At 69.4% G+C, this 21,116-nt stretch carries 23 protein-coding genes; 8 read left to right on the top strand and 15 right to left on the bottom strand.

All coding sequences use genetic code 11. The features are described 5' to 3' along the window. Positions 1 to 96: 96 nt before the first annotated feature. Positions 97 to 1,365: an acetyl-CoA C-acetyltransferase gene (locus ACWCP8_RS31635; RefSeq protein WP_451119580.1), complete on the bottom strand. Its 1,269-nt coding sequence runs from the start codon at positions 1,363 to 1,365 to the stop codon at positions 97 to 99. Positions 1,366 to 1,451: 86 nt separating this feature from the next. On the opposite strand from ACWCP8_RS31635, the gene ACWCP8_RS31630 reads away from it, so the two are divergent. Both ACWCP8_RS31630 and ACWCP8_RS31625 read left to right on the top strand, forming a co-directional pair. Continuing rightward, on the top strand, positions 1,452 to 2,780 hold the full coding sequence (locus tag ACWCP8_RS31630) for a 3-oxoacyl-ACP reductase (protein ID WP_382834246.1): 1,329 nt from the start codon (positions 1,452 to 1,454) through the stop codon (positions 2,778 to 2,780). Positions 2,781 to 2,785: 5 nt separating this feature from the next. Continuing rightward, entirely contained in the window at positions 2,786 to 3,655 is an 870-nt protein-coding gene (locus ACWCP8_RS31625; RefSeq protein WP_451119608.1) for a MaoC family dehydratase, read from the top strand. 12 nt (positions 3,656 to 3,667) lie between these two features. Here the strand turns inward: ACWCP8_RS31625 and ACWCP8_RS31620 are convergent, their stop codons facing one another. The 6 genes from ACWCP8_RS31620 to ACWCP8_RS31595 form a co-directional block, all read right to left on the bottom strand. After that, a complete protein-coding gene (locus tag ACWCP8_RS31620; protein ID WP_352265626.1) occupies positions 3,668 to 4,303 on the bottom strand; it encodes a TetR/AcrR family transcriptional regulator in 636 nt (211 codons plus the stop codon). A 418-nt stretch (positions 4,304 to 4,721) separates the two neighbouring features. After that, positions 4,722 to 6,071 (bottom strand): dicarboxylate/amino acid:cation symporter, encoded by a 1,350-nt coding sequence (locus ACWCP8_RS31615; protein WP_352265276.1) that lies wholly within the window; start codon positions 6,069 to 6,071, stop codon positions 4,722 to 4,724. A gap of 424 nt (positions 6,072 to 6,495) precedes the next feature. After that, positions 6,496 to 6,792 (bottom strand): DUF4229 domain-containing protein, encoded by a 297-nt coding sequence (locus ACWCP8_RS31610; protein WP_352265274.1) that lies wholly within the window; start codon positions 6,790 to 6,792, stop codon positions 6,496 to 6,498. Positions 6,793 to 6,879: 87 nt separating this feature from the next. Next, positions 6,880 to 7,404: a GNAT family N-acetyltransferase gene (locus ACWCP8_RS31605; RefSeq protein WP_356000096.1), complete on the bottom strand. Its 525-nt coding sequence runs from the start codon at positions 7,402 to 7,404 to the stop codon at positions 6,880 to 6,882. Positions 7,405 to 7,544: 140 nt separating this feature from the next. Beyond that, the gene (mqnE, locus tag ACWCP8_RS31600; RefSeq protein WP_352265272.1) at positions 7,545 to 8,708 is read right to left on the bottom strand and encodes an aminofutalosine synthase MqnE; all 1,164 of its coding nucleotides are present in this window, start codon (positions 8,706 to 8,708) and stop codon (positions 7,545 to 7,547) included. A 101-nt stretch (positions 8,709 to 8,809) separates the two neighbouring features. Beyond that, on the bottom strand, positions 8,810 to 9,265 hold the full coding sequence (locus ACWCP8_RS31595) for an Lrp/AsnC family transcriptional regulator (RefSeq protein WP_030928011.1): 456 nt from the start codon (positions 9,263 to 9,265) through the stop codon (positions 8,810 to 8,812). Positions 9,266 to 9,397: 132 nt separating this feature from the next. Between ACWCP8_RS31595 and ACWCP8_RS31590 the strand changes: the two genes are divergently transcribed. After that, the gene (locus tag ACWCP8_RS31590) at positions 9,398 to 9,532 is read left to right on the top strand and encodes a hypothetical protein (RefSeq protein ID WP_267004604.1); all 135 of its coding nucleotides are present in this window, start codon (positions 9,398 to 9,400) and stop codon (positions 9,530 to 9,532) included. A 23-nt stretch (positions 9,533 to 9,555) separates the two neighbouring features. Here the strand turns inward: ACWCP8_RS31590 and ACWCP8_RS31585 are convergent, their stop codons facing one another. Then, a complete protein-coding gene (locus ACWCP8_RS31585; RefSeq protein ID WP_030928013.1) occupies positions 9,556 to 10,218 on the bottom strand; it encodes a UbiX family flavin prenyltransferase in 663 nt (220 codons plus the stop codon). 146 nt (positions 10,219 to 10,364) lie between these two features. On the opposite strand from ACWCP8_RS31585, the gene ACWCP8_RS31580 reads away from it, so the two are divergent. After that, a complete protein-coding gene (locus tag ACWCP8_RS31580) occupies positions 10,365 to 10,973 on the top strand; it encodes a rhomboid family intramembrane serine protease (RefSeq protein WP_352265270.1) in 609 nt (202 codons plus the stop codon). On the opposite strand, the gene mqnP is transcribed toward ACWCP8_RS31580, so the two are convergent. Both mqnP and ACWCP8_RS31570 read right to left on the bottom strand, forming a co-directional pair. Next, complete coding sequence (mqnP, locus tag ACWCP8_RS31575; RefSeq protein ID WP_352265268.1) at positions 10,963 to 11,880, bottom strand: menaquinone biosynthesis prenyltransferase MqnP; 918 nt, start codon at positions 11,878 to 11,880, stop codon at positions 10,963 to 10,965. The two genes, ACWCP8_RS31580 and mqnP, sit on opposite strands and share 11 nt — an antisense overlap. After that, positions 11,877 to 13,334 carry a menaquinone biosynthesis decarboxylase gene (locus ACWCP8_RS31570; RefSeq protein WP_326604378.1) on the bottom strand — a complete coding sequence of 486 codons (1,458 nt, stop codon included), beginning with the start codon at positions 13,332 to 13,334 and terminating at the stop codon, positions 11,877 to 11,879. Before ACWCP8_RS31570 ends, mqnP begins: the two co-directional genes overlap by 4 nt. Before the next feature lie 88 nt (positions 13,335 to 13,422). Here ACWCP8_RS31570 and ACWCP8_RS31565 point away from each other — a divergent pair, with 88 nt between their 5' ends. From ACWCP8_RS31565 to ACWCP8_RS31550, 4 genes are all read left to right on the top strand, one after another. Further along, positions 13,423 to 13,827, top strand: a complete 405-nt coding sequence (locus ACWCP8_RS31565) for a PLD nuclease N-terminal domain-containing protein (RefSeq protein WP_313937844.1) — start codon at positions 13,423 to 13,425, stop codon at positions 13,825 to 13,827. 149 nt (positions 13,828 to 13,976) lie between these two features. Further along, positions 13,977 to 14,468: a nucleoside deaminase gene (locus ACWCP8_RS31560; RefSeq protein ID WP_352265265.1), complete on the top strand. Its 492-nt coding sequence runs from the start codon at positions 13,977 to 13,979 to the stop codon at positions 14,466 to 14,468. Further along, positions 14,461 to 15,426, top strand: coding sequence for an isopenicillin N synthase family dioxygenase (locus ACWCP8_RS31555; protein WP_382838655.1), 966 nt, complete (start codon positions 14,461 to 14,463; stop codon positions 15,424 to 15,426). Before ACWCP8_RS31560 ends, ACWCP8_RS31555 begins: the two co-directional genes overlap by 8 nt. 106 nt (positions 15,427 to 15,532) lie before the next feature. Next, positions 15,533 to 16,258 carry a hypothetical protein gene (locus ACWCP8_RS31550; RefSeq protein ID WP_451119574.1) on the top strand — a complete coding sequence of 242 codons (726 nt, stop codon included), beginning with the start codon at positions 15,533 to 15,535 and terminating at the stop codon, positions 16,256 to 16,258. Between the two features lie 21 nt (positions 16,259 to 16,279). Here the strand turns inward: ACWCP8_RS31550 and ACWCP8_RS31545 are convergent, their stop codons facing one another. From ACWCP8_RS31545 to ACWCP8_RS31525, 5 genes are read right to left on the bottom strand one after another with little or no spacing between them, the layout of a single operon-like run. Continuing rightward, positions 16,280 to 16,819, bottom strand: coding sequence for an SRPBCC domain-containing protein (locus ACWCP8_RS31545; protein WP_352265260.1), 540 nt, complete (start codon positions 16,817 to 16,819; stop codon positions 16,280 to 16,282). Positions 16,820 to 16,877: 58 nt separating this feature from the next. After that, positions 16,878 to 17,963 carry a c-type cytochrome biogenesis protein CcsB gene (gene ccsB, locus ACWCP8_RS31540; RefSeq protein WP_267004594.1) on the bottom strand — a complete coding sequence of 362 codons (1,086 nt, stop codon included), beginning with the start codon at positions 17,961 to 17,963 and terminating at the stop codon, positions 16,878 to 16,880. Beyond that, positions 17,960 to 19,705 (bottom strand): cytochrome c biogenesis protein ResB, encoded by a 1,746-nt coding sequence (resB, locus tag ACWCP8_RS31535; RefSeq protein WP_451119571.1) that lies wholly within the window; start codon positions 19,703 to 19,705, stop codon positions 17,960 to 17,962. Before resB ends, ccsB begins: the two co-directional genes overlap by 4 nt. A 5-nt stretch (positions 19,706 to 19,710) precedes the next feature. After that, a complete protein-coding gene (locus ACWCP8_RS31530; RefSeq protein WP_078852814.1) occupies positions 19,711 to 20,448 on the bottom strand; it encodes a cytochrome c biogenesis CcdA family protein in 738 nt (245 codons plus the stop codon). Between the two features lie 31 nt (positions 20,449 to 20,479). Beyond that, positions 20,480 to 21,091, bottom strand: a complete 612-nt coding sequence (locus ACWCP8_RS31525) for a TlpA family protein disulfide reductase (protein WP_352265257.1) — start codon at positions 21,089 to 21,091, stop codon at positions 20,480 to 20,482. Between the last annotated feature and the right edge of the window lie 25 nt (positions 21,092 to 21,116).

Raw genomic sequence — 21,116 nt, 5'->3', positions numbered from 1 at the left:
GGGAACGGCGGTTCGGCCGGTCCGTCCGGCGACCGTTTCGTCCTCGGCCGCCGAGCGGGCTTGAAGTTGTCCTCGATCGCTGAAGGGGCTGGGGAATCAGAGGCGTTCCAGGATCGCGGTGACTCCCTGGCCGCCTGCGGCGCAGATCGAGATCAGCCCGCGGCCCGGGGCTTCCCGCTCGGCGAGCAGTTTGGCGAGGGTGGCGACGATCCGCGCCCCGGTCGCGGCGAACGGATGCCCGGTGGCGAGGGACGATCCGGCCACATTGAGCCTGTCCCGGTCGACCTGGGCGAGCCCCTGCTTCTCCCAGGCGGCCAGGGTGGCGAGCACCTGGGAGGCGAAGGCCTCGTGGATCTCGAAGAGGTCGAAGTCCTCGATGGTGAGTCCGGCGCGCTCCAGCATCCGCGGTACGGCGTGGGCGGGAGCCATCAGCAGCCCGTCATCGCCGCCCACGTGGTCGACGGCGGCGGTCTCGTACAGCGAGAGATACGCGAGCGGCTCCAGGCCGTGCGCCTCCGCCCACTCGTCGCTCGCCAGCAGCACGGTGGCGGCGCCGTCGGTGAGCGGGGTCGAGTTGCCCGCGGTCATCGTCGCGTCGGGGTGGTCGGCACCGAACACCGGCTCGAGGGTGGCGAGTTTCTCCACGGTGGAGCCGGGGCGGAGGTTCTGGTCGCGGGCCAGGCCGAGGTGGGGGACGACGAGGTCGTACAGGAAGCCCCGTTCGTACGCGGCGGCGAGCCGCTGATGGCTGGTGGCGGCGAGTAGGTCCTGCTCGGCGCGGCCGATGTCCCACCGACGGGCGGTGATCGCCGCGTGTTCGCCCATCGAGAGTCCGGTGCGGGGTTCGGCGTTCCGCGGGATGTCGGGGACGAGATGCCGGGGCCGTATCCCCGTAAGTGCCTTGATCCGTCCGCCGGTCGACTTTGCCCGCCGGGCCGCCAGCAGCAGTCTGCGCAGCTGGTCGTTGACGCCGAGGGGGGCGTCGCTCGTGGTGTCCGTGCCGCCCGCGATCGCGGAGTCGACCGCGCCGAGCATGATCTTGTCGGCGGCGGCGATGACGGCCTGGAGGCCGGTGCCGCAGGCCTGCTGGATGTCGTACGCGGGGGTGCGCGGGTCGAGCGCCGAGCCGAGGACGGTCTCGCGGGCCAGGTTGAAGTCCCGGCTGTGCTTGAGGACGGCGCCTGCGACGAACTCGCCGACCTGCTGCCCCTGAAGCCCGAACCGCTCGACCAGACCGTTCAGTGCGGCGGTGAGCATCTCCTGGTTGGAGGAGTGTGCGTACGGGCCGTCGGAGCGCGCGAACGGGATACGGCTGCCGCCGATGACCGCGACCCGGCGCGGCTGCGGGAGAGCAAGGGGGATCATCTCGACCAACTCATCTCGACCTGCTCCTGACTCTTGAGTAACCTTACTCCGTAGTAAAATCTACGACCGCGCAGGGAGTCTGGACAATGGCCGACCGCTATCTGCACTTCACCGGCACAGCACCCGGCCGATTTCTGACCCGGAAGCTCGGTCTTCCGCAGCCGGCGCGGCTGCGCCGCTGGTCGCTGGAGACGCAGTCACTGGACGGCCCGCTGCTGCATCTCACGGCCGGGGACTCCGCCGTTGCCCAGGAGCTGGGCGTGGTTCTCGCCGCGACCGGCCTCACGGTCGTCCGGAGCGCCGAACAGGCACCCCGCCCTGCGGGAATCGTGGTGGACGCGACGGCAGTTGCCACCGCCGCAGGGCTCGGGGACGTGCACGCCGCGCTGCATCCTGTCGTGCGTTCGCTGGCGCCGGGTGGCCGGATCGTGATCGTCGGGGTGCGGCCATCGGCCGACGACCATCATCAGGCGGCCGCCCAGCAGGCTCTTGAGGGGTTCGTGCGCTCGCTCGGCAAGGAGATCGGCAGGGGCGCCACCGTCCAGCTGCTCCGGATCGAACCGGATGCGGCCGCCTCGGCGGAATCCACCCTCCGTTTCCTGCTCTCCCCCCGGTCCGCGTACATCAGCGGCCAGGTCGTCGAACTCACCGGCGCCGCACCCGATCCGGCCGCCGACCCGGCCGCGCCGCTCGCCGGACGCACCGCGCTGGTCACCGGTGCGGCGCGTGGCATCGGCGCCTCGGTCGCCTCGGTCCTGGCGCGGGACGGAGCGCAGGTCATCTGCCTCGACATCCCACAGTCCCAGGACGAGTTGGTGCGTACCGCCGACCGGCTCGGTGCGTCGGCGCTGCCGCTCGACATCACCGCGGACGACGCCACCGAGCGGATCGCCGCCGCGACCCCCGGCGGCCTGGACATTCTCGTCCACAACGCGGGCATCACCCGCGACCGGCGGCTCGCCAACATGCCCGCCGACCGCTGGGCCCAGGTCGTCGAGGTCAACCTCGACAGCGTGCTGCGCATCACGGATGCGCTGCTCGAGGCGGGCACCATCAACCGGGGCGGCCGGATCGTCGCCACCGCGTCCATCGCCGGCATCGCGGGCAACAACGGTCAGACGAACTATGCGGCCAGCAAGGCGGGCATCATCGGCCTGGTCCGCTCCCTGGCCCCGCGCGCCGCCGCCGACCACGGCATCACGGTCAATGCGGTCGCCCCCGGCTTCATCGAGACCAGGATGACCGCCGCCGTCCCCCTCTTCGTCCGGGAGGCGGGCCGCCGGATGAACTCCCTTGCCCAGGGCGGTCTTCCGGTCGATGTCGCGGAGACGACCGCATGGTTCGCCCAGCCCGCTTCGGCGGCCGTGAACGGCCAGGTCGTGCGGGTCTGCGGCCAGAGCCTGCTCGGGGCGTGACGGCGATGTCGGCCACTGCCACTTCCCGAGGTCTGACGGCGTCACTGGTGCGTGGCGCCGTCACGTCCCCGTTCAAGCGGGCGGGCCGGCCCGGCGCCGCGCTGCCTGCCGACCGCCTGGTCGTCCGGGACGTACGGATCGCACCCGGTCCCCTCGCCTCGTACAGCAGGATCTGCGGCTTCTCCGAGTCGGGCCCGCTGCCGCTGACGTACCCCCATGTACTGGGCTTCCCGCTCGCGATGCGGCTGATGACCGGACGGAGCTTCCCGCTTCCCGTTGTCGGGCTGGTCCACACATGGATCGAGATCACCCGGCACCGGGCGCCGCACCTCACGGAAGCGATCGAACTCACCGTGTACGCAGATGAGTTGTCGCCCCATCGGCGGGGCACCGAGGTGACGATGGCGACCGAGGCGCGGTCGGGCGGCGAGCTGGTGTGGGAGTCCCGCAGCGGCTATCTTTCCCGTCACTCGACACGCGGGGCCTCGCCCGCTGCCGAGGCCGGGCTCCCCGCGCTCCCCGTAGCCGAACTCCCCGCCGTCGCCGAGTGGCGGCTGCCCGGCGATCTGGGCCGTCGTTACGGCGCCGTGTCGGGTGACCGGAACCCGATCCACCTGTATCCGCTCACCGCCCGGCTGTTCGGCTTCCCGAGGGCCATCGCACACGGCATGTGGACGGTCGCCCGCTGTCTGGCCGAGTCCGCCGAACCGGGCAGGATCAGTTACGTCCGGGCCGACTTCAGGGCCCCCGTCCTGCTCCCGGCGACCGTGACGTACGCGGTGGACGGCGCAGGCACCGCCTTCCAGCTCCGCAGCGGCGGCCGCGTCCACCTCACCGGGTCGACGGCACGGGACGGTGCGCAGCCGCGGTCCTGACCCGGTCAGCCGCTACGCCCGAGCGGCTGCCTGGGCCCGCGGCGCCCACGGGCGGCCGTGCATGAGGTTCTCCAGGCCCGCCCACGAGAAGTTCATCAGCGTGGCTGCGGCCTCCTTCGCCGAGACGCCCGGGGTGTCGTTCGCCCAGCCGGCGAGCGACTCCGCGGCCCCCACGAGCGCCTGCGCCAGGCCCGACACATCGCGGTCAGGGAGCGCCGGATCGTGGTGCGCCTCGCGCGCAGCGGCGCCGATCAGACCCGTCACGAACGCAACGATCTCGTCCCGCATCACCATGACCTCGGTGGCGAACGGCTCCCCGTGCGTGCGCGCCTGCCGGTGCAACACCGCCCAGCCGTCCGGGTTCTCCGCGGTGTGCGTGAAGAATGCCCGTAGCCCGGCCCACAGTTGCCGGTCCGCCGGCAGCCCCGGCTCCACCCCCGACCGCACCGCTGCGACCAGCGCCTTTGCCTCGCGCTGGATACAGGAGGTGAAGAGCTCCTCCTTGGAATTCAGGTACAGATAGACCAACGGCTTGGACACACCGGCCAGCTCCGCGATCTCGTCCATCGAGGCGGCCCGGTAGCCACGCTGCCCGAAAGTCTGCACCGCGGCGTCCATCATCTGCTGCTCGCGCACGGCACGCGGCATCCGTTTGCTCTTCACAGCACCCACGTCCGACTTCCTCCCACCCCACTGCGCCACTCCTCGGTAAGACTACGGCGCAGGCTCCTCGCGCGTCGTACGGAGAAGCCTTCCCGGGACGTCCAGTGGCCGGTTTCACCCTCCGCCGAAAGTCACGTCTTCCCGCGCTCCTGCTCCCCCTGCGGTGGGGCATCGATTCCCCTGCGCGTGGTGTCCCCGCACGGCACGGACCGTGGCCGGACCATGTCGCGGCCTTCTGCGACTGCGTCTGCGGGGCACACCCGGCCACTGCCGCCCGGCCCGGCACCGGCAACCCGGAAGTGGCCTTCGAGCACCCCTGACCGAGCCGGCCCGTTCGTACGCGTACAACGGCGAGCGCCCCCGGTCCTCGAAGGACCGGGGGCGCTCGCCGAAGGTGTGGCCGTTACGCGGCGACCGGCACGCTCACCGGCTCCGCGTCGCGCACCTCGTCGTCGACCGGGGAGGACGAGGCCGAGTTGTACGCGTCGAGGTCGAGGATCTTCTCGCGTGCCGAGACGATCACCGGGACCAGCGCCTGGCCCGCCACATTGGTGGCCGTACGCATCATGTCCAGGATCGGGTCGATGGCCATCAGCAGGCCCACGCCCTCCAGCGGCAGCCCCAGCGTGGACAGCGTGAGGGTCAGCATGACGGTCGCACCGGTGAGACCGGCGGTGGCCGCCGAGCCGATCACCGAGACGAACGCGATCAGGATGTAGTCACCGACACCCAGCTGGACGTCAAAGATCTGCGCGATGAAGATCGCCGCCAGCGCCGGGTAGATCGCGGCGCAGCCGTCCATCTTCGTCGTCGCCCCGAACGGAACGGAGAACGAGGCGTACTCCTTCGGGACGCCGAGTCGCTCGGTGACCTTCTGGGTGACCGGCATCGTGCCGACCGAGGAGCGGGAGACGAAGGCCAGCTGGATCGCGGGCCAGGCGCCCCTGAAGAACTGGAGCGGGTTGACCTTGGCGACCGTGGCCAGCAGCAGCGGGTACACGCCGAACATCACCAGGGCGCAACCGACGTAGACGTCGACGGTGAACGTCGCGTACTTGCCGATCAGGTCCCAGCCGTAGTCGGCGATCGCGTAGCCGATGAGGCCCACGGTGCCGAGCGGGGCGAGCCGGATGACCCACCACAGGGCCTTCTGGAGGAGCTCCAGGACCGACTCGCTGAGGGTGAGGATCGGCTGGGCCTTCTCGCCGAGCTGGAGCGCGGCGATACCGGCGACGGCGGCCATGAAGACGATCTGCAGGACGTTCAGCTCGGTGAACGGGGTGATCACGTTCTCCGGGATGATGCCGGTCAGGAAGTCGAGCCAGGAGCCTGCGTGGTCAGGCTTGGCGCCGTCCTTCGGGGTCAGGCCGGTGCCGGCGCCCGGGTTGGTGATCAGGCCGATCGCCAGGCCGATGGCGACCGCGATCAGCGAGGTGATCATGAACCAGAGCAGGGTGCGGGTGGCCAGCCGGGCGGCGTTGTTGACCTTGCGCAGGTTGGTGATCGACACCAGGATCGCGAAGAAGACGAGGGGCGCGACGGCCAGCTTCAGCAGCTGGACGAAGATGTGGCCGACCTTGTCGAGCGTGGTGTAGAGCCAGCCGATGTCGTAGCTGCGGGCGAGCCAGCCGAGCAGCACGCCGAGGACCAGACCGGCGACGATCTGGGCCCAGAACGGGACCTTGGGTATACGGAAACCGGAGCCGGACTGCCGGCCGGTGCCGGCGGTGGCGGACGCGGGATTCGCGGACACGGACACACTCCAGATGTGACGCATCGGGGCGCACGGGGATGGGGCGGGGGGACGGGGGTGCGGCGCCCGCGTCAGGGGCGGCGCCGCTGCATGATGCCGGTTCAGACGTTGCGGCAACAGACCGCGGACATACAGCGGCAGAGATCGACATGCAGGCGCACCACGAGCTCAATGCCGGCTCGGTGGCGGGGGCGCACAGCTGTCTTCATGTCGAACACGTTAACACTTGAACTTTGAGAACCTCAAAGATGTTCTTTGGGAAGCCTTGACGAGAATGCACCCCGCACCACGCGACGGAACGCGGAAACCCCAGCACAGGAGCGCGTGCTCCGACACTGGGGCTTCGAACGAATACGGTGCGCGCGTGAGGAACCTTACGTAACCCTTACCCCGCCTCACGCGGGCTTCACGCGGTAACGCGGCACTACGGGGCGACGCCGTCCTCCTGGTCCTGGTTCGCCGCCAGCCGGGCCTTGGCGCGGTCGATCTTGGGGGCGATCTGTGCGGACATCTCGTCGCGCTGCTTGCGCAGCAGGATGTAGCTGAGAGGCGCGGAGAGCAGCAGGGCGAGCAGGATGATCCACATGACGTTGGATCCGCCGAGCCCGGAGGGCAGCAGACCGTAGGTGACAGCCACCGCGACGACGACGAGACAGCCGACGAAGATGCTGAGGCGCATCAGCGTGTACCGGATCGTTGCGCTCGGCTTGGCAGCGGACACGGCTGACCTTCTCTCTACGTACGACAACCCTGCCCGACCAGTGAAGCATGCCCCGAATTCGATCACTTCGGCGGGCGGGCCGGCGAGTCACCCCAGCGGGAGCAGCATGATGATGTCGTCGCGGTCGTCCCCGTCGGCGACCCGGATCGCGCCGGGCACCCGGCCGACCTCCTTGTATCCGCACGTCGCATAGAAACGGTCGGCCCCGGTGCCGCCCCGGCAGGTGAGGCGGATGGCCTCTATCCCGTCGGTCCCGCGGGCGGCATCCGCCGCGGCGGTCATCAGCTCGCGGCCGTAGCCCTTGCCCTGGTGGCCGGGGTGGACCATCACCGTGTACAGCCAGAGCCAGTGGGACATCAGCCGGTGGGTGTTGCGGACGAGAAAGGCCGTGGCGGCGACGGCGCCCTTCTCGTCGTACCCGACCAGCAGCCGGGTGCGCCCCTCGGCCATCGAGACGAGGTGCTTGACCAGCTCGGGCCGGACGTCCTCAGTGGTGACGGGTGGCACGAAGCCGACGGCACCACCCGCGTTGGAGACATCGGCCCAGAGTGCACAGATGCCGTCCCGCAGAGTGCCGTCGAACGTGGGATCCACCTCAAATGTAAGCGCCATAGTGGCAGATTAGTTATTACGGCGCCGTTGCCTCAAACGCCGTCCACAACGCGAGAAAGCCCCGGCCGGGAACGGCGGCCGGGGCTTCCGTACAGAGAGATCCGCGCCGGGCAGTTCGACGGCGGAGCGAACCGGCCGCGTCAGACCCGCATCGGCTGCGGCGACTCGCGGCGTGCCGCGTCCGGCCCCGGGTACTCGCGGATGATCTCGTACCGGGTGTTCCGCTCGACGGGGCGGAAGCCCGCGTCCCGGATCAGGTCCAGCAGGTCGTCGCGGCCCAGCTTGTTCGGCGTGCCGTAGTTGTCCGCGTCGTGCGTGATCTTGTACTCGACGACCGAACCGTCCATGTCGTCCGCGCCGTGCTGGAGCGCGAGCTGGGCGGTCTGCACCCCGTGCATCACCCAGAAGACCTTGACGTGCGGGACGTTGTCGAAGAGGAGCCGCGAGACGGCGAACGTCTTCAGCGCCTCGGCGCCGGTCGCCATCGTCGTCCGCGCCTGCAGCTTGTTGCGGACCTTGCCGTCCTTCATGTCGACGAAGTCGTGCTGGTAGCGCAGCGGGATGAAGACCTGGAAGCCGCCGGTCTCGTCCTGCAGTTCACGCAGCCGCAGCACATGGTCGACGCGGTGACGCGGCTCCTCGATGTGCCCGTACAGCATCGTCGCCGGGGTCTTCAGACCCTTCTCGTGCGCGAGGCGGTGGATGCGCGACCAGTCTTCCCAGTGGGTGTTGTGGTCCACGATGTGCTGGCGGACCTCCCAGTCGAAGATCTCCGCGCCGCCGCCGGTCAGCGACTCCAGACCGGCTTCGATCAGCTCGTCGAGGATCTCGGAGGCGGAGAGCCCGGAGATGGTCTCGAAGTGGTGGATCTCGGTGGCGGTGAACGCCTTGAGGGAGACCTGCGGAAGGGCCTCCTTCAGCGCGCTGAGGGAGCGCGGGTAGTAGCGCCACGGCAGCGTGGGGTGGAGCCCGTTGACGATGTGCAGCTCGGTGAGGTTCTCGCCCTCCATCGCCTTCGCGAGACGGACTGCCTCCTCGATGCGCATGGTGTACGCGTCCTTCTCGCCCGGCTTGCGCTGGAACGAGCAGTACGCACACGACGCAGTGCACACGTTCGTCATGTTGAGGTGCCGGTTGACGTTGAAGTGCACGACGTCGCCGTTCTTGCGCGTGCGCACCTCGTGGGCGAGGCCGCCGAGCCAGGCCAGATCGTCCGACGCGTAGAGGGCGATGCCGTCCTCACGGGTCAGCCGCTCCCCTGCGCGGACCTTCTCCTCCAGCTCGCGCTTGAGCCCGACGTCCATGCGGCTGCCTCCCAGATGTCTCTGACGTGCTGTGCGATACGTGCGTTCCCCCGGGACACCCGGTGGAACCCCGGTCACCCGGGGGCTCCACCACGTTACGCCTACGACTCCTCGGGAAGTTCCCCGACCCGGTTCTCCCACTTGGTGGAGAGCACGATCGTGGTGCGGGTGCGGGAGACGCCCTTCGTACCGCTGAGCCTGCGAATGGTCTTCTCCAGGCCGTCGACGTCACCGACGCGCACCTTGAGCATGTACGAGTCGTCGCCCGCGATGAACCAGCAGTCCTCGATCTCCGCGAGGTCCTTGAGGCGGCGTGCGACGTCCTCGTGGTCGGCGGCGTCGGAGAGCGAGATGCCGATCAGGGCCGTGACCCCGAGACCGAGCGAAGCGGCGTCGACGGTGGCGCGGTAGCCGGTGATGACACCGGCGGTTTCCAGCCGGTTGATGCGGTCGGTGACGCTGGGTCCGGAGAGCCCGACGAGCCGCCCGAGCTCGGCGTACGAGGCCCTGCCGTTCTCCCTGAGGGCCTGGATGAGCTGCCTGTCCACCGCGTCCATATGACTGAAACCTTCCATTGTTCAGCAGTACCGCGAGTTTACGTATAGAATCTAAGGCACACAGGGTCCACGCCCTGCAGATCTTTCAGATTTTCAAAGAAGTTCTTTCGAATCCTCAGGAGTGAAGACACCGTGTACACGATCGAGATGGCCTACGCCCGGATGCGCGAGCTGCAGGACCTGGCCAACCGCTCGCGTGCCCACCAGCCCGCCGCCGCGCGAGAGGTCGACAAGACCCGCATCCAGCGCGCCCCGAAGAAGCGCTGACCCCCGGCCCCACCGGCCCGGCCTCAGTCACGGGAGCCACCGAGCTCCCCCTCCCACCGGCGGTACAGCCGATGCGGCACCCCTGCCGCGTCGAGCACCCGCCCCGCGACGAAGTCCACCAGGTCCTGGATGTGCGTCGCGCCCGCATAGAACGCCGGAGAGGCGGGCAGCACCACGGCGCCCGCCTCGTCCAGGGCCACCAGATGCTTCAGCGTCTGACCGTTCAGCGGCGTCTCGCGCACCGCGACGACCAACTTCCGCCGCTCCTTGAGCGTCACGCTCGCGGCCCGCTGCAGCAGATCCTTCGAAAGCCCGAGCGCCACTCCGGCCACACAGGCCGTCGAGGCCGGCACGATCAGCATCCCCTTCGCCGGGTACGAGCCCGAGGACGGCCCGGCCGCGAGATCACCGGCCGCCCAGTGCCGCACCCGGTCGACCTCCACATCGAAGGTGTGCGGCTTCCCGTCCGCCCCGCGTGCCAGCCAGCTCCGCAGGTCCTCCTGCCAGTGCGCGTCACGGAAGGCGATCCCGGTCTCGTCCAGGAGCGTCAGCCGCGAGGCCCGGCTCACCACCAGATCGACGCTCTCCCCCGCGGCCAGCAGACCACGCAGCACGGCGGCGGCGAATGGTGTGCCCGAAGCACCGGAAACCCCGACAATCCAAGGCTGTCGCTGCTGCTGACTCACTGAAGTCCCGGATTCCACACACCCGAGCCTATCCGGCGCACGGCCTGCGGAACCGAGCGAGGGGTTTCGGGCGTTCCGACAGATGAAGGACAGGCCAGGGACAGGGCCGCGGACGGCTGTGAACAGGCCACGGACAGGGGGCGGCCATGACCGGTACCCGTACAGGCACCTCCGCACGGGCGATGACCGCCGGGGCGCTGATGCTGGGCTGGATCGCACTGCTGTGGGTGCTCGAATCCATCGACATGGCGACCGGCCAGGCGCTCGACACCTACGGCATCACCCCGCGCGAGCCGGGCGAGCTGCTCGACATCGTGCCCGCCGCGTTCCTGCACAGCGGGTGGCAGCATGTCGCCTCCAACACCCTCCCGCTGCTGGTCCTCGGTTTCATCGCCGCCCTCGGCGGGATACGACGCTTCGCCGCCGTCGTCCTCACCGTGATCGTTGCCAGCGGCCTCGGCGTCTGGCTGACCGCGCCGCCGCACACGGTCACGCTCGGCGCGTCCGGTGTCGTCTTCGGCCTCTTCGGCTATCTGCTGGTCCGCGGCTTCGTCGACCGCAGACCGCTCGACATAGTGGTGGGCGTCGTGATCGCCGTGGTCTACGGCTCACTGCTGTGGGGCGTCCTGCCGACCGACTCCGGGATCAGCTGGCAGGGGCATCTGTTCGGGCTGATCGGAGGGGTGAGCGCGGCGTTCGCGTTCCGCCGCCCGCGCCGCGCCACCCGCCCCGTGCCCCCTGCTTCTACGGTGTGAGGCCGCGCACCAGCAGATCCAGCAGGGCACATGCGAACAGCGCGATCCCGATGAACCCGTTGACGGAGAAGAACGCCCGGTTCAGCCGGGACAGGTCGTGCGGCCGCACCACGCGGTGCTCGTACACGAACGCCACGGCGACGATCACCATGCCGATCCAGTAGAACAGTTCCGCGCCCGTCGCGAGCCCGAACCAGACCAGCAGGCCGGTCGTCACCACGTGGCAGACCCGGGCACCCCAGAGCGCCGCCGGGATGCCGAAACGGGCCGGGACCGAGAGCACGCCGTGCGCGCGGTCCGCCTGCACGTCCTGGCAGCCGAAGATCAGGTCGAAGCCACCGATCCAGACACCGACCGCGAGGCCGAGGATCACCGCCTCCCACGACCAGCTGCCGGTGACCGCGAGCCAGGCGCCGATGGGCCCCATGGCCTGTGCGATACCGAGGATGGCGTGCGGGTAGTAGGTGAACCGCTTGCCATACGGGTAGACGACCATCGGCACGACGGCGATCGGCGCGAGCGCCAGACAGAGCGGGTTCAGCAGGGCGGCGGCCCCGAGGAAGACGACGACGGCGACGAGTGCACCCGTCCACGCCGACTTCACGGTGACGGCACCGGTGACCAGCTCACGGTTGGCGGTACGTGGGTTCCGGGCGTCGATCTCGCGGTCGATGATCCGGTTCGCGGCCATCGCGAACGTGCGCAGCCCGACCATCGCGACGGTGACGAGCAGCAGCCGCCCCCAGTGGATGTTCTCGTCGAGCTGGAACATCGCGCTCAGCGCGGCGATGTAGGCGAAGGGCAGCGCGAAGACCGAGTGCTCGATCATCACGAGCCGCAAGAACGCCTTGACCCTGCCGGTCGGTTGCGCGGGCCCGGGGCCCAGCGCCGCTTCGGCCGCACTCACAGCCCGTACTCCTTCCACCGGCGGTCGACCTTCGCCGCCGTCTCCGGGTCGGACTCGACCATGTTCGGCCAGCCCCCGTCCCGGGTGTAGCCCTCCTCGGGCCACTTCTTCGTCGCGTCGATGCCCGCCTTGCCACCCCAGAACTGCTGGTAGGAGGCGTGGTCGAGATGGTCGACCGGGCCTTCGGTGACGGTGAGGTCCCGGGCGTAGTCGGTATTGCCGAGCGCCCGCCAGGAGACCTCGTGCAGATCGTGGACGTCGCAGTCGGAGTCCACGACGACGATCAGCTTGGTCAGCGACATCATGTGCGCGCCCCAGATGGCACTCATCACCTTCTGGGCGTGCTTCGGGTACTTCTTGTCGATCGAGACGATCGCACAGTTGTGGAAGCCGCCGGACTCGGGCAGGTGGTAGTCCACGATGTCCGGCACGATGATCTTCAGGAGCGGCAGGAAGAACCGCTCGGTGGCCCGCCCCAGCGGGCCGTCCTCGGTCGGCGGCCGGCCCACCACGATCGACTGGAGCAGCGGACGCTTCCGCATGGTCACGCAGTCGATGGTGAGCGCGGGGAAGGGCTCCTGCGGCGTGTAGAACCCGGTGTGGTCGCCGAACGGCCCCTCGGGAAGCATCTTCCCGGGTTCCAGCCACCCCTCGATGACGACCTCCGCGTGCGCCGGGACCTGCAGCGGCACGGTCTTGCAGTCGACCATCTCGATCCGCTTGCCCTGGATGAACCCGGCGAAGAGGTACTCGTCGATGTCCCCGGGCAGCGGGGCCGTGGAGGCGTACGTCACCGCGGGCGGCGCCCCGAACGCGATCGCGACGGGCAGCCGCTCGCCGCGCTTGGCGGCGACCTGGTAGTGGTTGCGGCTGTCCTTGTGGATCTGCCAGTGCATCCCGATGGTGCGCCGGTCGTGGCGCTGGAGCCGGTAGAGCCCCAGGTTCCGTACGCCGGTCTCCGGGTGCTTGGTGTGGGTGAGCCCCAGGTTGAAGAAGGAGCCGCCGTCCTCGGGCCAGGTGAAGAGCGCAGGCAGCTGATCCAGGTCCACGTCGTCGCCGGTGAGGACGACCTCCTGCACGGGGGCGTTGTCCGACTTCACCTTCTTCGGCGGTACGTGCACCATCGAGCCGAGCTTCCCGAACGCCTCGCGCACCCCGACGAAGCCGTGCGGCAGCTCCGGCTTGAGGAGGCCGCCGATCTTGTCGCTGATGTCGGCGTACGACTTCAGCCCGAGCGCCTTCAGCAGCCGCCGGTCGGTCCCGAAGACATTCATGGCCAGGGGCATGGACGCGCCCTTGACGTTCTCGAAGAGCAGCGCGGGCCCGCCTGCCTTGTTCACCCGGTCGACGATCTCGCCGACCTCCAGATAGGGGTCGACCTCGGCCTTGATGCGCTTGAGCTCGCCCTCGCGCTCCAGTGCCCGGAGGAGGGAACGAAGATCGTCGTAAGCCATGCGGACAAGTATCGGCCACGGGCTACCCTGGCCCCGTCACCGGGGCGGGACAGCGCCCCGCCATCTCTTCGCGGGGGGACCCTTCACCATGTTCCGGGCCTTGATCTATCTCCTGCCTCTGGCACTGACGATCTACGCGTTCATCGACTGTCTGAACACCCCGGAGGACGAGGCCAAGCATCTGCCCAAGATCGCCTGGGTCTTCATCATTCTGCTGTTCTGGATCGTGGGCCCGCTCGTGTGGCTGGGCGCGGGCAAGATGCGCCACGCGCCCGCCGGGGGCCGTACGCCGTCGGAATGGCACCGCAACCACCGCCATGAGTGGGTGGCACCGGACGACAATCCGGAATTCCTGAAGGCGCTGAAGGAGGAGAACAAGAAGGACGAGTCGCTCCTCAAGGACTGGGAGGCGGATCTGCGCCGCCGCGAGGAGGAGCTCAAGCGCCGCGAGAGCGGGGCCGGGCCGGAGGAGTCCGCTCCGCCCGCCTCGTAACCGCACGCAGGTTCACGGATACAGCGGCTGTCGGTTCGCGTTCCAGGGCCGGGCCCGCTCGGAAATCGAGCCCGTCCGGCGACTGAGGACGAAGGGCGGCCGGGGACCGCATGTTGCCCCGCTGTTCCGTGACCGGGAGAGTGAACGGCATGGAGGACAGGGGCGACGGCAGGGGCGACGCCGGAGGCACCGGCCGTGACGTCGACAGGGAGCGCCTCGCGACCGCCGTGGCGGAGGCCCGCGCCGGACTGGCCGAGGGTGGCATTCCGATCGGTGCCGCGCTGTACGGGGCGGACGGCTCGCTCCTCGGCCGCGGGCACAACCGCCGTGTCCAGGACGGCGATCCGTCCATGCACGCGGAGACCGCGGCCTTCCGTGCCGCCGGGCGGCAGCGCTCGTACCGTGGCACGACGATGGCGACCACCCTTTCGCCGTGCTGGTACTGCAGCGGTCTGGTCCGCCAGTTCGGGATCTCCCGGGTGGTCATCGGCGAGGCGGCCACCTTCCACGGCGGGCACGACTGGCTGGCCCGGCACGGCGTCGAGGTCGTGCTCCTCGACGACGCAGAGTGCACCGCCATGATGCGCGCTTTCATCCAGGACCACCCGGATGTATGGAACGAGGACATCGGCGATGAGTGAGCCCAGGATTCCCACCATCGATCTGCGGCCGTGGCTCTCCGGCGACGCCCGGGGCCGCCGCGAGACCGCCGCGACTGTCGACGCGGCGCTGCGCGCGGCGGGCTTTCTGCTGGTCACCGGGCACGGCGTGGACCCCGCGCTGCGGACCGCGATCCGCGACGCCGCACGCGGGTTCTTCCGGCTGCCCGCCGCGGTGAAGGAGCCGTACGCCGTCAAGGTCGGCGGCCGTGGCTGGCTCGGCCCCGGCGCCGAGGCCAACGGCTGTGCGGAGGGTACGCAGACGCCCCCGGACCTCAAGGAGTCGCTCTCCTTCGCCGCCGAGGACCCCACCGGCGACCCGGAGATCGACGCCGAGTGGTTCCTGCCCAACACCTGGCCCCGTGAGGCACCCGAGCTGAGGGCCCTGGTGACGGAGTACCTCGCGCAGATGCGGACGCTCTCGGACCGGCTGCTGGAGCTGCTCGGTGCGGCGCTCGGCGAGGCCGAGGACTTCTTCACCCGGCACACCACGCATCCCACCTGGGGTTTCAACATCAACTGGTATCCGGGCACGGAGGTGGTCGGGGAGCCGGAGCCGGGTCAGTTCCGGATCGGCCCGCACACCGACTTCGGCACCGTCACGGTCCTCGACCGGCAGGCCGGCAAGGGCGGGCTGCAGGTCTTCACGGACGACGGCGGCTGGGAGGACGCGCCGTACGACCCCGAGGCCTTCACCATCAACATCGGGGACCTGATGGCACGCTGGACGGGCGACCGCTGGCGCTCGGGCCGGCACCGGGTGCTGCCGCCGCCCTCCGACGCCCCCGCCGAGGAGCTGATGTCGCTCGTCTATTTCTACGAGTGCGACCCGCGCACCACGGTCGAGTCGGTGCCCGCGCCGACCGGCCGGGTCGCCCACGAGCCGGTGGACTCCCACACGTATCTGCGCGCGAAACTGGACGCGATCTCGGCCGGCTGACGAGGGTCCGCGGCCGGTCGACGGCACCGCACGTATCGTTCGAAAATCTTCACCCCCCTCCAACACGCCATCGATATCCTGCTGTTGACGGTGTGACAGTTCAGAAGTGGTGTCGGCACCGGGGGTGCTGTGGGCAGAGAGCTGTACGGGCGCGAGGCGATCTTCGGCAACGACGGCGGACGAGCTGCTGAAGCAGCTGTTGCCGGGGCAACGTCCGGACGTCCTGAGTGTGCTGACCGCCGCGCACGGCGAGGAGTCCGCCCGGCTGCTGGCGAGGACGCGGCTGCGCGGGGTCTCGATGGACGGCGATGTGGCCCTGCTCGTACGGGATGTGCTGCTGGCGGAGGACTGGCAGGTCGGTCCCGACTACTTCGTCGCCGATCCGCTGCTGCGGTCGCTGCTGCACCGGCTGCGGTTCCAGGACGGTGACCATCCGCACTACGCGATGTGGCGTGCGGTGCACGAGTCGCTCCGCGCCGCCTATGTGCCTGGGGGCAGCTTCCCGAGCGTCCCGCACCGCCTGCACCAGGAGCTGGTGCTGGGCGGGGCCGGGGCGTGTGTGACCCATCTGCGGGTGCCGTTCGCGCTCACCGACGTGATGCGCTGGCTGGGCGCGCTGCGGTTCATCGCCGCGGCGCCGTATCCGCGCGCACCCGGCAGCTCCGGCCCCGATCCGCGGCGGGCGATCGCCCTGGGGCAGGAGTCGGCCGATTCGTTGCCGACGCTGCGCCGGAAGGCGCCGGAGGACGCCTCGCAGCGGTTTGTGGCGATCGCCTGGCCCGAGGGGAAGCCCCCGGCGCGGAACTGCCTGCCCCCGCCGTCCGCACCCTGACCGCCACCGCCGCCCGGACCGTCAGTCCCCGCCCCGACCGCCGTCCGCCGCGTACCCGTCCCGCAGCTCCTGCCATCGCGTGAGCGTCCACGCGGACCAGTCGGCGGGACGCCCGTCCAGCGCCTCCACCAGGTACTCGAAGTGGTTGTGCCAGCCCGCCAGGCAGTCCAGCCGCAGCGCGTCGTCGCCGCGGAACTCATTGGTGAAGCGCAGCACCACATGGTCGCCGCGCGGCGGCTCCAGGTGGAAGCGGATCCGGCCGTGCACCCCTTCGAGGGTGTATTCGGCGACCCGCTCGATGTCCCAGGCGGTGACGGTGCCGGAGGCGACCGTGGCGTTCCCGTCCTGGTCCGTGTTGAGCCAGCGCAGCGTGATCGCACCGCCGATGCGCGGTTCGAACGGTTCGGCGGCGGCGAGCCAGTCCCGCAGCCCGTCGGAACTGGCAACGGCTGCCCACACCCGTGACACGGAGTGGGGCAGCCGCAGCGTGAACCGCAGGATGTGGCGGTCGCCGTCGGTTTCTGCGGCACCACGTTCGATCACGGGGTGCGTGTCGCTCATGGTTCCAGCGTGGCCCGATGGGGCGGGTTCCGCACCCGTACGGATGAGGGCGGGAGGCTCAGACGCCGGCGTAGGAGTGCTTGCCGGTGACGAAGATGTTCACGCCGTAGTAGTTGAAGAGCCAGCAACCGAAGGCGATCAGCGCCAGGTAGGCGGCCTTGCGGCCCTTCCAGCCTGCGGTGGCGCGGGCGTGCAGGTAGCAGGCGTACGCGACCCAGGTGATGAAGGACCAGACCTCCTTGGGGTCCCAGCCCCAGTAGCGGCCCCAGGCGTCGCCCGCCCAGATCGCGCCCGCGATGATCGTGAACGTCCACAGCGGGAAGACGGCGGCGTTGACGCGGTACGAGAACTTGTCGAGGGTCGCCGCGGCGGGCAGCCGGGACAGCACGGACTGGGCGAACGAGCCGGGCTCGACGCCGTTCGCGAGCTTGCTCTCGTAGCTGTCGCGGAACAGGTACAGCAGTGTGCCGACCGCACCGATGTAGAAGACGGCGCCGCAGATGATGGCGGTGGAGACGTGGATCCACAGCCAGTACGAGTGCAGTGCGGGCACCAGCTGGTCGCTGGAGGTGTAAAGCACGGTGGTCGCGATGCCGAGGTCCAGCAGGACGGTCGTGACCAGCAGCAGGCCCATCCAGCGGACGTTCTTCTTCAGCGCGAGAAGGATCAGGTACGCGGCGACGGCCACCGTGGAGAAGGTGATCGAGAACTCGTACATGTTGCCCCAGGGGGCACGCTGCACGGACAGCGCGCGGGCGACGACGCCGGCGGCCTGGACGAGGAAGGCGAGCACGGTCATGGAGACCGCGATCCGCCCCCACAGATCGCCCTTGAACGTGCCGCCGGCGGCGCCGGGCCCGTCCGGGACGTCACGCGAACCGGCGGCGGAACGCGTAATGATCTTCGGTCGGTCCAGTACGGCGGTGGCGCCGCCCTTCTGCGCGACCTGGACCTGGATCTTCGCCGAGGAGGCGTCGGCGGCCCCGGTCAGCGCGGCGGCGGTGCGGCCGACCTTGCTGCGGCTGCCGAACACCCACTCCGCGATGTGCGCGAAGAAGGCAATGGTGTAGACGGCCATCGACGAATAGATCAGCACATTGCTGGTGTGCGCCAGATTCTCGTTGGTTGCGGCGGCGAGATTCACTTCTCAGCCCCTTCGGCAGGTTCTTCGGAAAGTGCTTCGGCAGATGCGTCGTCGGGCGCGGTGGGCGCCATGTCATGGAGTGTGACCGCGAGATCGGCCAGCTCCTCGGGAAGCTTCGCGGACTCGCTGCGGCCCAGGCCCGCCATCTCGACGACGGTGACGCCGTCCGCTCCGCGTACGGCCCGGACCCAGACCCGGCGCCGCTGTATGAACAGCGAACCGGCCAGACCGGCGATGGCCCCGATGGCTCCGGTGAGCGCCCAGCCGCTGGCGGGCTGTTGCGAGATCTGGAAGCTGGCCCACTGCTCGATGCCTTCGAAGGTGATCGATCCGGCGCCGTCCGGCAGCTTCATCGTCTCGCCGGGCAGCAGCCGCTGCTTCAGCTTGTCGCCCTTGCTGTCCTTGAACGCCTCCATCTTCGAGGTGTTCAGCTGGTACACGTTCTGCGGCAGACCGGAGTCGACACCGAGGCTGCCGTGGTACCCGTTAAGGGCCAGTACCGGGAAGTCCGCGGCCGGGAACTGGGAGAACATCGTCCCCTTGCCGTTGCCCGCGAACGTCGGCACGAAGAACGCCTGGAAGCCCAGCTGGTCCTTCTTGCCGTTCTTGTCGCGGTAGCCGTCCATCACCTTGATCGCACCGGTCGAGGTGACATTGCTGTCGATCGGCAGCAGCGGAACGGCGGCCTTGTAGACCTCCTTGCCCTTGCCGTCCTTGACGGAGACGACCGGGGCGTAGCCGTGCCCGATCAGATAGACCTTGGAGCCGTCGACCACCAGCGGCTCGTTGACCTTGATGACGGCCCTCTTCGGCTTGCCGTACGCGCCCTCGGAGTACGTGACGTGGGCCTCGTACTTGCGTGGGGTGCCGATCTGCGGGCCGTTGCGCTCGTACGTGCCGACGAACTTGTCGAGGGTGAAGCTGAACGGGGCGAGCGAGTCCGTGTCGTACAGCGATCCGGACTTGAAGTCGTCGTACTGGGTCAGCGTGTTGGAGAAGCCGTCGCCGTCGACGATCAGCTTGCCGCCCTCGGACTTGAAGAGCTGGCCGGTGGCGAAGGCCACCAGCATGACGATCAGCGCGACGTGGAACATCAGATTCCCGGCCTCGCGCAGATAGCCCTTCTCGGCGGCGACCGCATCGCCGTCCGCGTGCGCCCGGAAGCGCCGCTTGCGCATGATCGCGAGCGCGGCCTCGCGGACCTGCTCGGGCTCGGCGTCGGTGCGCCACGTCGTGTACGCGGGCAGCCGGGTCAGCCTCTTGGGGGCGCCCGGCGGCCGGCTGCGCAGCTGGCCGATGAACTGGCCGGTGCGCGGCACGATGCAGCCGATGAGGGAGACGAACAGCAGGATGTAGATCGCGGAGAACCACACCGAGCTGTAGACGTCGAAGAACTGGAGCTTCTCGTAGATCGGCGTGACGGTGGTGTGGGCTTCCTTGAAGGTCTGCACCTTCAGCTCGTCCACGCTGTTCTGCGGGATCAGCGAGCCGGGGATGGCCCCGAGCGAGAGCAGGAAGAGCAGGATCAGCGCGACCCGCATCGAGGTGAGCTGGCGCCAGAACCAGCGCGCCCAGCCGATGACGCCCATGGCGGGCAGTGTGACCAGGGCTTCCTCGCGGGGTGCCGTGGAGAGCTGCGAGCCGGCCGCGCCGAGCTCGGCCGCGTTCTCCCGCTCCTGCCGGCTCTGGCGCTCGCGCTCGTTCGCGCGCTCTTCGGCCGCGTTGGTCTTGGTGTTGCTCATGGAACTCAGATCCCCACCGTGAAGCCGTTGGACCAGCCCTGCAGTTCCTGCATCATGCTGCTCCACACACCGGTCAGCAGGAGCAGTCCGGTCACGATCATCATTGCGCCGCCGATCCGCATGACCCATACGTAGTGGCGCTTGACCCATCCGAAGGCACCGAGCGCCTTGCGGAAGGCGACTGCGGCCAGCACGAACGGCAGGCCGAGTCCGAGACAGTACGCCAGGGTCAGTACGGCCCCGCGCCCGGCGGTCCCCTGTTCGAGGGCGAGTGTCTGCACAGAAGTGAGCGTCGGGCCGAGGCACGGTGTCCAGCCGACCCCGAACAGCACCCCGAGCAGCGGCGCTCCGGCGAGGCCGGACACCGGCCGCTTGTGGATGCGGAATTCGCGCTGGGTCATCCAGGGCATCAGCCCCATGAAGAAGACGCCCATCAGGATCATCAGGACGCCGAGAATCTTGGAGATGACCTCGCTGTGATCCTGCAGCCGCTGCCCGAAATAGCCGAAGAGCGCGCCGCCGGAGACGAACACGGCGGAGAAACCGAGCACGAAGAGCGAGGCGCCGACGACCATGCGCCCCCGTCTGGCCTGGGCCAGATCCGTGCCGCTGACCCCGGTGACGTAGGAGAGGTAGCCGGGCACCAGCGGCAGCACGCACGGCGAGAAGAACGAGACCAGTCCGCCGAGCACGGCGATGGGCAGGGCCACCAGAAGGGCCCCGTTGAACACGGTCGTGTTCATGCCCGTGGTCGCGGCGAGCGTGAGCACGTGATCACTTCTCCGCGATCAGCGGGTCGATCATCTTGTGGAGCTTGACGTCGTCGAGGGCGACGAGGGTGCGGGCCGCGATCTTCCCGTCCCGGTCGATGACCACGGTCGACGGAATGGCCTGCGGGTTCAGCGTGCCCTTGGGGAAGCGCAGGATGAGCTTGCCGATCGGGTCGAAGAAGCTCGGGTAGGTGATGCTGTTGTCCTTCTCGAAGTTCACCGCCGGGCCCTTCTCGGCGTCCCGGGTGTTGATCCCGATGAACTGGACACCCTGGCTCGCGGTCTCCTTCGACACCTTCGCGAAGTGCTTGGCCTCCAGCCGGCAGGGGCCGCACCACGAGCCCCATACGTTCAGCACGACGACCTTGCCCTTGTAGTCGGCGACGTCGAGGGGCTTGCCGTCCAGCGTCGCCCCGTCGAGCTTCGGCGCGTCCTGGCGGTCCGCCCTGGCCACGGTGGAGATCCCGCCACTGCCGGTGACGAAGTGGGAGTTGCCGCCACCGCCGGCCTTGTTGCCGTCACCGCCGCAGGCGGTCAGGGTCAGCGCCAGTGCGGCGGCCGCTGCGGGGGCGGCGAGCAGGGTGAAGCGGCGTCGGGGTGCGCGGCCAGAGCTCATGTGAAAAGTTTCGCATGGCGGTTTC

The organism is Streptomyces sp. NPDC002206, assembly GCF_053593595.1.
The sequence above is the reverse complement of the archived record's forward strand: the minus strand, read 5'-3'. Positions and strand labels throughout refer to the sequence as shown.

Bases quoted from the DNA above. Each gene is read 5' to 3' on its own strand.
- ACWCP8_RS31635 (WP_451119580.1), bottom strand. From the start codon at position 1,365: ATGATCCCCCTTGCTCTCCCGCAGCCGCGCCGGGTCGCGGTCATCGGC.
- ACWCP8_RS31630 (WP_382834246.1), top strand. From the start codon at position 1,452: ATGGCCGACCGCTATCTGCACTTCACCGGCACAGCACCCGGCCGATTT.
- ACWCP8_RS31625 (WP_451119608.1), top strand. From the start codon at position 2,786: ATGTCGGCCACTGCCACTTCCCGAGGTCTGACGGCGTCACTGGTGCGT.
- ACWCP8_RS31620 (WP_352265626.1), bottom strand. From the start codon at position 4,303: ATGCCGCGTGCCGTGCGCGAGCAGCAGATGATGGACGCCGCGGTGCAG.
- ACWCP8_RS31605 (WP_356000096.1), bottom strand. From the start codon at position 7,404: ATGGCGCTTACATTTGAGGTGGATCCCACGTTCGACGGCACTCTGCGG.
- mqnE (WP_352265272.1), bottom strand. From the start codon at position 8,708: ATGGACGTCGGGCTCAAGCGCGAGCTGGAGGAGAAGGTCCGCGCAGGG.
- ACWCP8_RS31595 (WP_030928011.1), bottom strand. From the start codon at position 9,265: ATGGACGCGGTGGACAGGCAGCTCATCCAGGCCCTCAGGGAGAACGGC.
- ACWCP8_RS31580 (WP_352265270.1), top strand. From the start codon at position 10,365: ATGACCGGTACCCGTACAGGCACCTCCGCACGGGCGATGACCGCCGGG.
- ACWCP8_RS31570 (WP_326604378.1), bottom strand. From the start codon at position 13,334: ATGGCTTACGACGATCTTCGTTCCCTCCTCCGGGCACTGGAGCGCGAG.
- ACWCP8_RS31565 (WP_313937844.1), top strand. From the start codon at position 13,423: ATGTTCCGGGCCTTGATCTATCTCCTGCCTCTGGCACTGACGATCTAC.
- ACWCP8_RS31560 (WP_352265265.1), top strand. From the start codon at position 13,977: ATGGAGGACAGGGGCGACGGCAGGGGCGACGCCGGAGGCACCGGCCGT.
- ACWCP8_RS31555 (WP_382838655.1), top strand. From the start codon at position 14,461: ATGAGTGAGCCCAGGATTCCCACCATCGATCTGCGGCCGTGGCTCTCC.
- ACWCP8_RS31545 (WP_352265260.1), bottom strand. From the start codon at position 16,819: ATGAGCGACACGCACCCCGTGATCGAACGTGGTGCCGCAGAAACCGAC.
- resB (WP_451119571.1), bottom strand. From the start codon at position 19,705: ATGAGCAACACCAAGACCAACGCGGCCGAAGAGCGCGCGAACGAGCGC.
- ACWCP8_RS31530 (WP_078852814.1), bottom strand. From the start codon at position 20,448: ATGAACACGACCGTGTTCAACGGGGCCCTTCTGGTGGCCCTGCCCATC.
- ACWCP8_RS31525 (WP_352265257.1), bottom strand. From the start codon at position 21,091: ATGAGCTCTGGCCGCGCACCCCGACGCCGCTTCACCCTGCTCGCCGCC.